The 13,491-nt window shown below is 68.1% G+C and carries 9 protein-coding genes; 4 read left to right on the top strand and 5 right to left on the bottom strand.

Annotated elements, in window-relative coordinates; translation table 11 throughout:
- Positions 1-6 precede the first annotated feature (6 nt).
- A complete protein-coding gene (locus tag N5C18_RS04440; RefSeq protein WP_279943918.1) occupies positions 7-1,617 on the top strand; it encodes a carboxyl transferase domain-containing protein in 1,611 nt (536 codons plus the stop codon).
- A 41-nt stretch (positions 1,618-1,658) separates the two neighbouring features.
- A complete protein-coding gene (locus tag N5C18_RS04445; protein ID WP_279943919.1) occupies positions 1,659-3,641 on the top strand; it encodes an acetyl/propionyl/methylcrotonyl-CoA carboxylase subunit alpha in 1,983 nt (660 codons plus the stop codon).
- A gap of 19 nt (positions 3,642-3,660) precedes the next feature.
- Here the strand turns inward: N5C18_RS04445 and N5C18_RS04450 are convergent, their stop codons facing one another.
- Positions 3,661-4,827 carry a putative peptide maturation dehydrogenase gene (locus N5C18_RS04450; RefSeq protein ID WP_279943920.1) on the bottom strand — a complete coding sequence of 389 codons (1,167 nt, stop codon included), beginning with the start codon at positions 4,825-4,827 and terminating at the stop codon, positions 3,661-3,663.
- Between the two features lie 138 nt (positions 4,828-4,965).
- Here N5C18_RS04450 and N5C18_RS04455 point away from each other — a divergent pair, with 138 nt between their 5' ends.
- Positions 4,966-5,262 (top strand): NHLP-related RiPP peptide, encoded by a 297-nt coding sequence (locus N5C18_RS04455; RefSeq protein WP_053448498.1) that lies wholly within the window; start codon positions 4,966-4,968, stop codon positions 5,260-5,262.
- A gap of 7 nt (positions 5,263-5,269) precedes the next feature.
- On the opposite strand, the gene N5C18_RS04460 is transcribed toward N5C18_RS04455, so the two are convergent.
- The 4 genes from N5C18_RS04460 to aceB form a co-directional block, all read right to left on the bottom strand.
- Positions 5,270-7,759: a putative peptide modification system cyclase gene (locus N5C18_RS04460; RefSeq protein WP_279943922.1), complete on the bottom strand. Its 2,490-nt coding sequence runs from the start codon at positions 7,757-7,759 to the stop codon at positions 5,270-5,272.
- A 13-nt stretch (positions 7,760-7,772) separates the two neighbouring features.
- On the bottom strand, positions 7,773-8,813 hold the full coding sequence (locus N5C18_RS04465) for a GGDEF domain-containing protein (protein ID WP_164240599.1): 1,041 nt from the start codon (positions 8,811-8,813) through the stop codon (positions 7,773-7,775).
- A 405-nt stretch (positions 8,814-9,218) separates the two neighbouring features.
- Positions 9,219-10,520: an isocitrate lyase gene (gene aceA / locus N5C18_RS04470; protein WP_004153647.1), complete on the bottom strand. Its 1,302-nt coding sequence runs from the start codon at positions 10,518-10,520 to the stop codon at positions 9,219-9,221.
- 66 nt (positions 10,521-10,586) lie between these two features.
- Positions 10,587-12,209, bottom strand: a complete 1,623-nt coding sequence (gene aceB, locus N5C18_RS04475) for a malate synthase A (protein ID WP_279943924.1) — start codon at positions 12,207-12,209, stop codon at positions 10,587-10,589.
- Between the two features lie 110 nt (positions 12,210-12,319).
- On the opposite strand from aceB, the gene N5C18_RS04480 reads away from it, so the two are divergent.
- Entirely contained in the window at positions 12,320-13,288 is a 969-nt protein-coding gene (locus tag N5C18_RS04480) for a LysR family transcriptional regulator (RefSeq protein ID WP_274511675.1), read from the top strand.
- The last annotated feature ends 203 nt before the right edge of the window (positions 13,289-13,491 follow it).

Raw genomic sequence — 13,491 nt, forward strand, 5'->3', positions numbered from 1 at the left:
ACCGCGATGACCGTCCTGAACAGCCAGCTGCAACCAGGCAGCGAAACGTTTGAAGCCAACCGCACGGCCATGCAGGCCGTGGTCGATGACCTGCATGCCACCCTCGCCCGCACCGCGCTGGGTGGCAACGAGGCCGCGCGTGCCAAGCACACCGCCCGCGGCAAGCTGCTGGTGCGCGACCGCATCGATGCCCTGCTCGACCCGGGCAGTGCCTTCCTGGAAATCGCGCCGCTGGCCGCGCATGGCATGTACGAAGACGCCGTGCCCGCCGCGGGCGTAGTGGCCGGCATCGGCCGGGTCAGTGGCGTGGAATGCGTGATCGTGGCCAACGACGCCACGGTCAAGGGCGGCACCTACTACCCGATGACGGTGAAGAAGCACCTGCGCGCGCAGGAGATCGCCGAGCAGAACCACCTGCCGTGCATCTACCTGGTCGATTCCGGTGGCGCCTTCCTGCCGCTGCAGGACGAGGTGTTCCCCGACCGCGACCATTTCGGCCGCATCTTCTACAACCAGGCCAACCTGTCGGCGCAGGGCATCCCGCAGATCGCCTGCGTGATGGGCAGCTGCACCGCCGGTGGCGCCTATGTGCCGGCGATGAGCGATGAGACGGTGATCGTGCGCGAACAGGGCACGATCTTCCTGGGCGGCCCGCCGCTGGTGAAGGCGGCCACTGGCGAAGTGGTGACCGCCGAGGAGCTGGGTGGTGCCGACGTGCATACGCGCATTTCCGGCGTGGCCGACCACATGGCCGACAACGATCTGCAGGCACTGGCCCGGGTGCGCGCGATCATCGCGCAGTTGAACTGGCGCAAGCCGGAACCGGCGATGGCGGTGCAGGCCAGTGAAGAACCGCTGCTGCCGGCGCACGACCTGTACGGCGTGATCCCGGCCGATACGCGCAAGCCCTACGATGTGCGCGAAGTGATCGCGCGGCTGGTCGATGGCTCGCGCTTCGACGAGTTCAAGCCGCGCTACGGCGCCACGCTGGTGACCGGCTTCGCGCATCTGAACGGCTACCCGATCGGCATCATCGCCAACAACGGCATCCTGTTCTCCGAGTCCGCGCTGAAGGGCGCGCACTTCATCGAGCTGTGCACCCAGCGCAACATCCCGCTGGTGTTCCTGCAGAACATCACCGGCTTCATGGTCGGCCGCAAGTACGAACAGGGCGGCATCGCCAAGGACGGGGCCAAGCTGGTGATGGCCGTGGCCTGCGCCAAGGTGCCCAAGTTCACCGTGGTCATCGGCGGCTCGTTCGGTGCCGGCAACTACGGCATGTGCGGCCGCGCCTATTCGCCCAACTTCCTGTGGATGTGGCCGAATGCACGCATCGGCGTGATGGGCGGCGAGCAGGCGGCCAGCGTGCTGGCCACGGTCAAGCGCGATGGCATCGAAGCCAAGGGCGGGCAGTGGCCGGCGGCGGAAGAAGATGCCTTCAAGGCGCCGATCCGCGACCAGTTCGAACAGCAGGGCCACCCGTACTACGCCAGCGCGCGCCTGTGGGATGACGGCGTGATCGATCCCGTCGACACCCGTCGCGTGCTCGCCCTGGCCCTATCGGCCAGCCTCAACGCCGCCCCGCAGCAGACGCGCTTCGGCGTTTTCCGCATGTAACCCGTGCCATGACCGAGCAAGCTCCCATGAAGCCCGTTGCCATGTTCACCAAAGTCCTGATCGCCAACCGTGGCGAGATCGCCTGCCGCGTCATCGCGACCTGCCGCCGCCTCGGCATCGCCACCGTGGCGGTGTATTCCGATGCCGACCGCAACGCGCGCCACGTGCGCCTGGCCGACGAAGCCATCCACATCGGCCCGGCCGCCGCACGCGAAAGCTACCTGCGCAGCGATGCCCTTCTCGACGCCGCACGCCTCACTGGCGCACAGGCGATCCACCCCGGCTACGGCTTCCTGTCCGAGAACGCCGACTTCGCCGATGCCTGCGCCGCCGCCGGCGTCACCTTCATCGGCCCGCCGGCCAGCGCGATCCGCGCGATGGGCGACAAGAGCGCGGCCAAGGCGCTGATGGCCAAGGCCGGTGTGCCACTCACCCCGGGCTACCACGGCGACCAGCAGGACCCGGCCTTCCTGCGCGCGCAGGCCGATGCCATCGGCTACCCGGTGCTGATCAAGGCCAGCGCCGGTGGTGGTGGCAAGGGCATGCGCAAGGTCGAACGCAGCGAGGACTTCGTCGATGCGCTGGCCAGCTGCCAGCGCGAGGCGGCCTCGGCGTTCGGCAACGATCACGTGCTGGTCGAGAAGTACGTCGAGCGCCCGCGCCATATCGAGATCCAGGTGTTCGGCGACAGCCACGGTGAGGCGGTGTACCTGTTCGAGCGCGACTGCTCGGTGCAGCGCCGCCACCAGAAGGTGCTGGAAGAAGCCCCGGCGCCGGGCATGAGCGCCGAACGCCGCGCGGCGATGGGCCAGGCGGCGGTGGATGCCGCGCGTGCGGTGGGCTACGTCGGTGCCGGCACCGTGGAGTTCATTGCCGGCCCGGACGGCGACTTCTACTTCATGGAAATGAACACCCGCCTGCAGGTGGAACACCCGGTGACCGAGTACATCACCGGCACCGACCTGGTGGAATGGCAGCTGCGCGTGGCCGCTGGCCAGCCGCTGCCGCTGCGCCAGGAACAGCTGGCGATCCACGGCCATGCCATCGAAGCGCGCCTGTATGCCGAAGATGCGGACCGGGGCTTCCTGCCGTCCACCGGCACTCTGCGCCGCCTGCGCCTGCCGACACCCTCGGCGAACGTGCGTGTGGATACCGGCGTGGAGGAAGGCGACAGCATCACCCCGTTCTACGACCCGATGATCGCCAAGCTGATCGTCTGGGACGTGGACCGCGATGCCGCGCTGCGCCGCATGAGCCAGGCCCTGGCCGACTGCCAGGTGGTGGGCGTGACCACCAATGCCGGCTTCCTGCGCCGGCTGGTGAACACCGATTCGTTCGCGAACGCCAGGCTGGATACCGCGCTGATCGAACGCGAACAGGCGGCGCTGGGTCACGTGGGCGATACCGGCGATGCGCTGTGGATGCTGGCGGCGGTGGCCGCCGTGACCTGCACCGCAGGCGCCAGCTGCGATGCGCGCGACCCGCATTCGCCGTGGCAGGCGCAGGACGGCTGGCGCCTGGGTGCTTCGGCGCCACGCGTACTGCCGCTGCAGCAGGGTGAGCGCCGGCACACGCTGAAGGTGTGGGCGCAGGCCGATGGCTGGCGCGTGCAGTGCGATGACGCGGCGCCGGTGCAGGTGACCGGCACCGCCGATGCGCGGGGCATGACCGTGCAGCTGGAGGGCCGACGCTGGTCGTTGCAGGCGCTGCGCGAAGGTGACCAACTGTATCTGTTCGGTGCCGATGGCCAGCACCGCTTCACCCTGCATGACCCGGTGGGCGAATCGGACCACGCTGCGGCCGATGCCGGCAGCCTGCTGGCGCCGATGCCGGGCAGGATCGTGGCCACGCTGGTCGCGGCCGGCACCCAGGTCAAGCGCGGAACGCCGCTGGTGGTGCTGGAAGCGATGAAGATGGAACACACCCTGCAGGCCCCGGCCGATGGCACGGTGAAGGGCTACCGCGCCAAGGCCGGCGACCAGGTCGGCGACGGCGCGGTGCTGGTGGACTTCGAAGCGGCGTGATCGCCGGGGCGGCGACCGCTCAGCGGTCGTCGCCCGCCAACACGCGTCCGGCGGGATCGAATTCCGCCGTGTCCAGCGTGGCGCTGCGCCAGCCCAGGCCACAGATGGCCATCGCGCTCTGGCCGATGCCATCGAAGCCGAACGCGCGATCGACATCGGCATCGTTGATGGCCGCAGTCACGAACGCGGCCAGCCCGCGCTCGGTCGCGCACAGGTACAGCAGCTGCGAGATATGGCCGACATCCAGCGTCACCGCACGGTGCGCCTTGGCATGGTTGCGGTACTTCCAGAAGCAGCGGTCATAGCGCGGTGCCAGCACCAGCAGCGCCGGTGCATCGGCAAACCACTCCTGCCCGGACAGCATCCGTCGCGCCAGCGCAGGCAGCGACGGCGGCGGCGGTGAAGGCAGGGGCAGCACGGCGTGCTGCACGGGATGGTAGTGGTACAGGCCCGGTGCCAGCCCCTCCACGTTCTGCACCAGCAGGAAGCCCTCGGTGGGATGCAGGCCACCGCCGGAGGGTACGTTCTTCTTCAGGAACTCGGTATCGCGCTCGACCTTCTGCACCGCGTGCGCCATCAGCGTGCGCTGCAGCACCTGGGCCAGCAGCGGCAGCGGCAACGCGCGCTGCGGGTCGAAGTTGCGGCAGGTGGTGCGCCGCGCCAGCAGTGCGTCGAACGCGGCTTCGTCGCTGCGCGGCAGCGGCTGGTAATCGCCCTGCATCGGCTGCACCACCGGCGGCGGCGGCCCCAGGCGCTGGCGCAGGCCGGCGGCCGTGTCCAGCCCCTGCCGGCGCATGTCCTCCACGCTGTCCACGGCCTGCCAACGCGCGTGGCGATGGGCCAGTGCGGCCAGCGGCCACCACTGGCTGCGCCGCAGCGCCTCATCACGCATCTGGTGCCCCACCTCGCTGGGCGGGTCGGTCAGCAGCAGGCCCTGTTCAACCAGGCGCGCCAGCATCGCCGGGGAGGCATCGGCCGGTGGCTCGCTCCAGCGGTGCGCGCTGAGTTCGCCCAGCAGCTGGCGCTCCTCGGCATCCACCGGCAGTGGCTGGTCCAGATGGGCGGCCAGGGCCACCCAGCTGATCTGGCTGTCCATCTCGGCGTGGCCGGCCAGCATCGCGCGCAGGTCCAGGGTGACCGACTCGCGGGGTTCGAACATCAGGCTGGCGCAGCGGCGCAGGCGCATGGGTTTCCTTCCTTCTGCCGCACAACCGGCATAGCAGCAGCGACCGCAGCGCGGCCAACTTTAGCGATGAACGCGCCATGGCCCTCAATGGCAGGCTGTCGCGGCCGATACGAGACATTCCACCTACGGAAGATCCCCATGAGCACCCATCCCCGCCTTTCCGCCGAAGACGCCAGCACCCTGCTGGACCACCTGATCGGCAACGACGACTTCCGCAACCGCTTCACCGCTTCGCCGGCCAAGGCGCTGGCCTCGATCGGCCTGGACGGCGCTGTCGGCGAAAACGACTGCATGAAGATCGGCACCCTGGCGTCGGTCGAGGAGCTGTGCCGCACACGCGATTCGCTGCACGCGTACCTGAGCACCTCGACCGCCTCGATGACGGTGGTGTTCTGTTTCGAAGCCGACCGCATCGACGAGCGCGTCAACGCCTGAGCCTGCATCAGCGCGGCAGCCGCACCGACGTCGCCTCCGTGGCGATGTCGTGCACGTTCAGGGGCTGCCAGACCTGCATGGACGCCACCTCGGCAATGGCCTGGCCGTGGTGCCGGGCCAGCCAGGCCTGTTCGCGGCGCACGCCGGCAGCATCCTGCTCGGCACGCAGTGCCTGCAGCAGCACGACATGGGCCTGCACCGGCTCACTGCCATCAAAGCTGGGCTCGAGCAGATGGCGCGCCGCCTGCGGCCGTTGTTGTGCAAGCTCGGCCATCGCCAGCACCACGCGGCGCCACTTGCCCACCACCGGGCTGCGCTGCCGCTCCAGCAGTTCGCCATGGTCGCGCAGCCACTCTGCGGCCAGCGCATGCTGGCCCTGGCGCTGGGCCAGATAGGTCAGGGCCAGCAGCTGCAGGCTGCGGCTGCCCACGGCGGAATCGTCGTTCCTGCGCAGCAGCGGCCGCAGTACGGCGGCGATGGATTCAAGCTCCTTCACGTCGCCGGGCGTGCACAGCGTGGTCACCGTAGCGTGCTGCAGGCGTTGATGGATCTGGTAGTCGATCAGCTCCGGTGCTGGACCATCCGCAGCAACCGCGGCATGCAGGCTGCTGCAATCACGCTGCTCCGCAGATACCAGCAGGTGCGCCCGCAGCCGCATGCGCTGCTGCAGGTCATCCCCCCGCGGCAACCGCATCAACACCTGCTGCGCCTGTGCGTCCAGGCCCTGCGCAACCAGTACGTCCACCTCCAGGTCGTCGGCCTCATCATTGCCGCGCAGTATCTGTGCCTGATGCAAGGTGCGCATTGCCTGCTGCGGCTGGCCAACGCCCAACTGTGCCCGCGCCAGATGGATCATCGGGTACAGCCGCAACGGGTCCTGAGGCACCGTCGCCGCGCGCGCATAAGGCTCGGCCTCGGTGAAGCGATTGTCCTGCAGCAGCGCCCAGGAGGTATTGGACAGTCCCGCAAACGAATCCGGATAGATCTTGGCCAGTGCGCGCCACTGCTCCAGCGGCCAGCCACCGGGTTCCAGTTCGGCCTGCCAGCCCTTCAGGTACAGCCGCTCGCGCGCGGGCAGGCGCTGCTGCTGGGCCAGCGCGTGCTCCAGCGCGTCACGCGCCTGCTGGACCTGCGCTGTGCGGGCCAGCAGCTTGGCCACGCCCATGTAGGCCAGGGCAAAGCCAGGATCGATATCGATCGCCGCCTGGTAGAGGTTGCGTGCTTCCTCGAAGCGACGCTGGCCCAGTGCGTTCTCGGCCAGCGCGAACGCACGCAGGGCGCGCAGGTCCTGGGTCGAAGCCCGCGGCAGCGGCAACGACTGTTCCAGGCTCGCCACAGACTCGCCCAGGCCACGGCGCAGGCGCCCGACCACGTCGTCCACCGCGAACACCATCTGATCGGATCGATCCGCAGTGGCGGTAAACGTCTGTATCACCTGGCCGCTACCCGGTGCGGCGACGTCGATGGCCAGCTCGTAGCCGCCGATCTTCTGCCGCACGGTCGGCAACAGCACGGCCCGCGCGCCTTCGCGCACTGCCACGTCGACTGCGGTATCCCGGCTCAGCCGGGTATCGCCCGAAAGCCGGGCCATCTCCAGGCTCTCGCGGACCTTGCCCTCGGACAGCACGTTCACGTACCGCGACTGCTCCAGCGCGATCCGGATCGCGTGCCGCATCGACTCGTCGAAGATCGGGTCACCGGTCAGGTTGTCGACATCGGCCAGCACCACCCAGTCGCGCTCGGCGAAGGCGATCGCCGGTTCCGGCCGCAGCAGCAGCCAGCCGCCCAGCAACAGCACCGCCAGCACCAGGCCTTCGGCGGCCAGCACCACCGGCTGCCGCCACAGTGGAAGATCGCGGCGTGCCTTGGCATTGGAGCGCGGCATGCGCAGTGGCGCCGACCCGATCTCGCCCACTTCGATCACTTCCTGCACCACCGGCACACCCTTGAAGCGCCAGCGTCCGTGCGACTTCCACAGCAGGCGCGTGCCACGCTCGCCGAGCGAATCGGTGGCGCGGTGGGTCAGCGATTCGGCCACAGCCGACAACAGGATCTGGCCCGGGCGTGCCAGCATCATCAGGCGCGCCGCCATCGGCTTGGCCAGGCCTTCCACTTCCATCGACTTGGCGCCGGCGCGGACCGCTTCGGGGCTGTTGTCCCAGGTCAGCACGTCGCCCACGTGCAGGCCGGCACGCGCACGCAGTTCAATCGAGCGCTGCTGGCCCAGCCCATGCAGTTCGCGCTGGTAGTCCAATGCGAAGCCCAGCGCATCGATGGCGCGCTCGAACAGCATGAACAATCCGTCGGAGCGATCGATCAGCTGGCCGTTCCAGCGGTGCTGCAGCACCAGCACCAACCGATCGTGTTCCTGGAACAGGCTCGCGGCCGCCACATCGCCGATCCGCTCGACCAGCTGCAGCGAATCACACAGATCGGTGAACAACAGGGCGCGTAGCTGGGGGCTATGCGGGGCTGACGTTCCGTTGTCGCCATTCATTGCCTGCCTCTCCCTATGGGCCGTCCAGATCATCCACCCAGCGCAGGCAGTTGCCGCCATCGCGCTTGGCCTGGTACAGCGCGCGATCGGCGCTGGCATACCATTCGCTCCAGCCGGCATCCGGCGGCAGCAGGCTGGCGCCGATGCTGACCAGGCTCACGTGCGGCGTGCCATGGCTGCGTTCCAGCAGGCCATGCACCGCACTCAGAATGAACTCGGCCGCGTGCTGGACGATTTCGTGGTTGCCACGGCGCAGGATCAGGCAGAACTCGTCGCCGCCGAGCCGGCAGGCCAGGTCCTGCTCGCCGGCCATCGAGCGCAGGATGTTGCCCATGCTCTGCAGCACGCGGTCGCCGGCCTGGTGGCCATGGCGGTCATTGATCTGCTTGAAGCGGTCGCAGTCGATCAGCAGCAAGGCCTGCGGCAGCCCTTCCTGCTCGGTGCGGCATTCCTGCAGGTACAGGGTCAGGCCGCGGCGGTTGTGCAGCCCGGTCAGTTCATCGGTACGCACCAGCTCGCGCGTATGGGTCAACTGATGGGTGGTGATGTACAGGTTGTCCAGCGCGGTTTCCAGATCATGGTTGCGCCGGCGCAGCTGGCTGATCAGGGCCTGTTCGTTGGTCAGCACGCGCATGATCGTGCGGCGCAGGAAGTAGGCGACCAGGCCGGGATCGGATTCGACCAGGCGATGGAAATCGGCCGGGCCCAGTTCCAGCACTTCACAGTCGGCCAGGGCGCGGGCGCTGGCACTGCGCAGGTGGTCGCCCACCAGCAGGCCCAGTTCGCCGAAGAACTCATGCTGGCCGAGGGTCTTGATCACCAGGTCTTCGCCGAAGTCCAGTTCGATCTGGCCTTCGAGGATCACATACATGCGTTCGCCACGGTGGCCCCGCTGGAACAGCCACTGTCCGGCATGAAGCTTGCATGGGCGGGCGAATCTGGCGAACAATGTCACCTCGGCATCGGACAGCAGCGCGTGCACGATCTCGGCCATCGCCACGCGGGCGATACCTGACGTCACATCACTGTTCTCGGCCGCACCCCTGCCGGTCATTCCCTGCACCCGCCGCCAGCGTCCCCTGGTGAGCCGCGGAGCATAGCATCGCTTTAAAGTGTGCGCCCTATCTCATTTTGAACCTTCCGGCGCGCTGCTCCGATGTGAAGATGCGCGGTGGCCCGTTCTGGCCACCGTCACCTGCCCAAAAGTCCTGCCGGATCAATCCGATGGCCGTCTTCACAGGGTTTCGGCCAAGTTGCCGCGCAGGGGGTGCGCCGGATTGACGCTGTCCGCGTTCACCGCTGTTCCACCGATACAACAACGCCGGCAGGTCCCCCGACCGGCCGGCGTTGTCTGGCCCTTCCCTGGCCACCCTGATCGGATTTCGAAGCTTCAGTAGCGCCGGCCGCTGGCCGGCTTCCCTGTGGTACGTGGTTGCCGGCCAGCGGCCGGCACTACCGATTACGCCGCGCGCTCGCTGCGGCCGCCGTGGAACTGCTCTTCCTCGGTCGAGCCGGTCAGCGCGGTGGTCGACGACTGGCCCTGCTGGATCGCCTGGGTCACCGCGTCGAAGTAGCCGGTGCCGACCTCGCGCTGGTGCTTGACCGCGGTGAAGCCACGCTCGGCCGCTTCGAACTCGGCTTCCTGCAGCTCGACGAAGGCGCTCATCTGGCGACGCGCATAGCCGTGGGCCAGGTTGAACATGCCGTAGTTCAGCGCGTGGAAACCGGCCAGGGTGATGAACTGGAACTTGTAGCCGTAGCTGCCCAGTTCACGCTGGAACTTCGCAATGGTCGCGTCGTCCAGGTTCTTCTTCCAGTTGAAGCTGGGCGAGCAGTTGTAGGCCAGCAGCTTGCCCGGGAACTTCGCATGGATCGCCTCGGCGAACTTGCGCGCGAACTCCAGGTCCGGCTTGCCGGTCTCGCACCACACTAGGTCGGCGTAGGGTGCGTAGGCCAGGCCGCGGCTGATCGCCTGGTCCAGGCCATTGCGGGTCTTGTAGAAGCCTTCCACGGTGCGCTCGCCGGTGGCGAACGGTTTGTCGTTGCCGTCGATGTCGCTGGTCAGCAGATCGGCAGCTTCGGCATCGGTGCGCGCCACCAGCAGGGTCGGCACGCCCAGCACGTCGGCGGCCAGGCGCGCGGCGTTGAGCTTTTCAATCGCCTCGCGGGTCGGCACCAGCACCTTGCCGCCCATGTGACCGCACTTCTTCACCGAGGCCAGCTGGTCTTCGAAGTGCACGCCTGCAGCACCGGCCTCGATCATCGCCTTCATCAGTTCGAAGGCGTTGAGCACGCCGCCGAAACCGGCTTCGGCGTCGGCCACGATCGGCTGCAGGAAATCGATGTCGTCCTTGCCTTCGGCATGGTGCAGCTGGTCGGCGCGCAGCAGGGTGTTGTTGATGCGCTTGACCACCGCCGGCACCGAATCGGCCGGGTACAGCGACTGGTCCGGGTACATCTGCCCCGCCAGGTTGGCGTCGGCCGCCACCTGCCAGCCGGACAGGTAGATCGCCTTCAGGCCGGCCTTGACCTGCTGCATGGCCTGGTTGCCGGTCAGCGCACCCAGCGCGTTGACGAACTCGCGCTCATGCAGCGATGCCCACAGCTTTTCCGCGCCCAGGCGGGCCAGCGAATGCTCGATGTGCACGGTGCCGCGCAGGCGCACCACGTCGGCGGCGCTGTAGTTGCGCTGGATGCCTTCCCAGCGCGGGTTGGTATCCCAGTCGTGCTGGATCTGTTCGGCAGTGGGCAGCTTGCTCATGTCTTTCTCCAGTTCGGTTGGTGCGTGCAGCGGGGAGGGAAGCGGCGGTGGAACGCGGGCGCTCGATCAGTCGATGCGTGCGTAGGCCGGCAGGGTCAGGAAATCGGTCAGTTCGTCGCTGCGGCTCAGTTCGCCCAGCAGGGCGATGGCCTCGCCGATGCGTGCGCCACCGGGCAGCGCGGCGGTATCGCCCAGCCGCGCCGGCAGCTGCGCCAGCGTGGCATCGAGCAGGGCCAGGTCGATCGCGGTGCCGTCGTCCAGTTGCTGGCCCGGCGTGTGCAGCCACTGCCACAGCTGGCTGCGGCTGATCTCGGCGGTGGCCGCGTCCTCCATCAGGTGATGGATCGGCACGCAGCCGTTGCCATCCAGCCATGCGGCCAGGTAACGCACGCAGACTTCCACGTTGCCTTCGAAGCCGGCGCGGGTGATGGTGCCAGGCGGCCGCGCGATCAGTTCGTCGCGGCCGACACGCACATCCTGGCGCAGCACGCTGTGCTGGTTCGGGGTAGGCATGTGCTCGTCGAAGATCGCCATCGCCACCGCAATCAGCGCCGGATGCGCGACCCAGGTACCGTCGTGGCCGGCGGTTACTTCGCGCAGCTTGTCGGCGCGCACGCGGGCCATCGCCTGTTCGTTGGCGGCCGCATCGTTGTTGATCGGGATCTGCGCGGCCATGCCGCCCATCGCATGCGCACCGCGGCGGTGGCAGGTCTGGATCAGCAGTTCCGAATACGCCTTCAGGAACGGCTGGGTCATGGTCACCTGGCCGCGCTCGGGCAGCACGCGGTCGGCGTGGCGGCGGAAGGTCTTCAGGTAGGAGAAGATGTAGTCCCAGCGCCCGCAGTTCAGGCCGACGATACGGTCGCGCAGCGCGTGCAGGATCTCGTCCATCTCGAACACCGCCGGCAGCGTTTCGATCAGCACGGTCACCTTGATCTGGCCGTGCGGCAGGCCGAGCATGCCCTCGATGTGCGACAGCGCGGTCTCCCACAGCGCGGCCTCTTCCATGCTCTGCAGCTTGGGCAGGTAGAAGTACGGGCCGCGGTCCTTGGCCTGCAGCGCGCGCGCATTGTGGAACGCGAACACCGCCGCATCGAACAGGCCGCCGGCGATGAACTGGCCATCGATGCGCACGTGCTTCTCGTCCAGGTGCCAGCCACGCGGGCGCACGATCAGCACCGCCTGTTCGTCGTACGGGCGCAGGCGGTAGTGCTTTCCATTGGGTGCGGTGTATTCCAGGTCACCACGCACGGCGGCGGCCAGCGACTGCTGCCCGGCCAGCAGGTTGCGCCAGGTCGGCGAGGTCGAATCCTCGAAGTCGGCCATGAACACCTTGGCGCCGGAGTTCAGCGCGTTGATGACCATCTTCGGATCGGTCGGGCCGGTGATCTCGACGCGGCGGTCCTGCAATGCGTCCGGCAGCGGCGCGACGGTCCAGTCGCCGCTGCGGATCGCGGCGGTGTCTTCGCGGAAATCCGGCAGGCCGCCCTGGTCGAAGAACGCCTGGCGTTCGCGGCGCGCCTGCAGTCGTGCCTGCCGGCCCGGTTCCACCGCGCGGTGCAGCGACACCAGCAGGGCCAGCAGCGGCGCCGGCAGCACGGTGTCCTGGCCGGCCACGCGGGTCGCCAGGGCGATGCCGGGGGTGGCCTTGGCAGCGGGGGTGGGAACAGCGGAAGCGACGGCGGACATGAGGCGACTCCAGCAGTGGGGGAACGTCTCCACGGTGCCGCCGGGGCCGAGTATTTGGCAAAACAGTTTTTGCAATGTTCTACATAAACTGTGCTAATACTTGTGACGCGATGACCACACGCCCCTCGCCAAGTCCGCGTTTTTCCTACAAATCTGACCGGTTGAAACCGCTGCGCGCGTTCTGCCAGACGGTGCGGCTGGGTTCGGTCTCACGAGCGGCTGAGGCACTTTTCGTCAGCCAGCCGGCGATCAGCCTGCAGCTGCAGGCCTTGGAACGGGAGCTGGGGGTGCCGCTGTTCGAGCGCAGCGGGCGGCGCCTGGTGCCCAGCCGCGAGGGCCAGCTGCTGTATGAAATGGCGCAGCCGCTGGTGGAGAACCTGGACGGGCTGGAGGCGCGCTTCCGCGACAAGGTGCGCGGGCTGGATGCGGGCGAGCTGAACATTGCCGCCAACAGTTCGACCATCCTGTACCTGCTGCCGAAGATCGTCGAGCGCTTCCGGATGCATCATCCGGACGTGCGCCTGACCCTGCACAACGCGATCAGTGCCGATGGCACCGACCTGCTGCGCGAGGATGCCGCCGACCTGGCGATCGGTTCGATGACCGATGTGCCGGCCGACCTCAGCTATGCCCCGGCTTACCGCTTCGAACAGGTGCTGATCGCGCCGCACGACCATCCGCTGGCCAGTGGCGGCGAGCTGGAGCTGGCCGACATCGCGCGCCATCCGCTGGTGCTGCCGCCGAAGCGGCAGATCACCTACCGCCTGGTCGACCAGGTGTTCCAGCGCCACCGCATCGCCTACACCGTGGCGCTGGAGGTCGGTGGCTGGGAGGTGATCAAGCAGTACGTGGCGATGGGCATGGGCATTTCCATCGTGCCGGCGCTGTGCCTGAACGAAGCCGACCACGAGCGGCTGGCGGCGCGGTCGATGAAGCGCTGGTTCCCCGAGCGCAGCTACGGGGTGATCGTGCGCCGCGGCAAGGCGTTGTCGGCGCAGGCGCGGGCGTTCATCGAGATGATCCAGCCGGAGTTGTTCAGTCCGCGCGATTACGACCAGAGCGGGCATTCCGAGCGGTAGGGGTATTTGGGTAGTGCCGGCCGCTGGCCGGCAACCTCAACAGCAACAGCGGGCATTCCGTGGGATGGCGGGGCGGAGTGGGTGGGCAGGACACGCCGTAAACCCATCCATGGGGGCTCGATGGCGCCATCCATGGCGCCAACGGTCCTGCCCACCCACTCCGCCCCGCCTCTGACAGTTGGTCGCTGCTGTCGGTGGGTGCC

Origin of the sequence: Stenotrophomonas sp. GD03930, assembly GCF_029839665.1 — a bacterium.
Classification (GTDB): Bacteria; Pseudomonadota; Gammaproteobacteria; order Xanthomonadales; family Xanthomonadaceae; genus Stenotrophomonas; species Stenotrophomonas forensis.

What these genes read in the sequence shown, in the direction of transcription:
- aceB (WP_279943924.1), bottom strand. Translation starts at nt 12,209, where the DNA reads ATGTCCGCCGTCGCTTCCGCTGTTCCCACCCCCGCTGCCAAGGCCACC.
- N5C18_RS04455 (WP_053448498.1), top strand. Translation starts at nt 4,966, where the DNA reads ATGAGCACCCATCCCCGCCTTTCCGCCGAAGACGCCAGCACCCTGCTG.
- aceA (WP_004153647.1), bottom strand. Translation starts at nt 10,520, where the DNA reads ATGAGCAAGCTGCCCACTGCCGAACAGATCCAGCACGACTGGGATACC.
- N5C18_RS04460 (WP_279943922.1), bottom strand. Translation starts at nt 7,759, where the DNA reads ATGAATGGCGACAACGGAACGTCAGCCCCGCATAGCCCCCAGCTACGC.
- N5C18_RS04450 (WP_279943920.1), bottom strand. Translation starts at nt 4,827, where the DNA reads ATGCGCCTGCGCCGCTGCGCCAGCCTGATGTTCGAACCCCGCGAGTCG.
- N5C18_RS04440 (WP_279943918.1), top strand. Translation starts at nt 7, where the DNA reads ATGACCGTCCTGAACAGCCAGCTGCAACCAGGCAGCGAAACGTTTGAA.
- N5C18_RS04445 (WP_279943919.1), top strand. Translation starts at nt 1,659, where the DNA reads ATGTTCACCAAAGTCCTGATCGCCAACCGTGGCGAGATCGCCTGCCGC.
- N5C18_RS04465 (WP_164240599.1), bottom strand. Translation starts at nt 8,813, where the DNA reads ATGACCGGCAGGGGTGCGGCCGAGAACAGTGATGTGACGTCAGGTATC.
- N5C18_RS04480 (WP_274511675.1), top strand. Translation starts at nt 12,320, where the DNA reads ATGACCACACGCCCCTCGCCAAGTCCGCGTTTTTCCTACAAATCTGAC.